Genomic DNA, 612 nt, shown 5'->3' on the forward strand with positions numbered 1-612 from the left:
ATCTGGCGTTGGATCTCCAGGGCTGGAAGCCTCCGGTGGATCTGGTGGCACGCCTGCACTGTCGCGCGCGGACGCACCGGGATATCTCGGGTATCAACGAGATCAACTGGGCGACCAAGTCCAGCGTCTACGGTCGGGGCGAAACGTCCATGTTCGGCTCAGCCGGTGGCGTCCAGCTCTGCATCTACAACAAAACCGAACAGGCCCGCGCGACCGATAAGCTCGACTTCTGGGAAAGCGTCTGGCGTCGCCGGGATTCGTTCGATGTGGCTGACCCGGATAACTACGATCCAGCCCAGGACGTGTGGCGGGTCGAGCTGCGCTACCACCATTCGGTCATCCAGCAGTTCGCCAGCGGGTCGATCAGTGCCAAGACCGGCGAGGCCATCGAAACGGATTCGTTTGCGGCGTTTTCCGCGCACTTGGACGGCCTGTGGCGCTACGGGCTGTGCCAGTTCAAATTGCTGCACCGCCCAGGGCAGTACGAACCGATCTGGACGCTCATGCGTGATGACGTGCGGGTCGATGTGGCTGTCGACTCCCTGGTCGATGAAACGGAATACAAACGCTACTACAAGACCTCGCGGGGCTTCTCGGGCAAGAACGTGGAAC

General features: G+C 61.4%; 1 pseudogene. It reads left to right on the forward strand.

Annotated features, from left to right (window positions below):
• Positions 1 to 612: pseudogene (locus LO50_RS22025) on the forward strand (hypothetical protein); the annotation flags it as partial.

It is taken from the genome of Stutzerimonas stutzeri, from assembly GCF_000935215.1.
GTDB lineage: Bacteria > Pseudomonadota > Gammaproteobacteria > Pseudomonadales > Pseudomonadaceae > Stutzerimonas.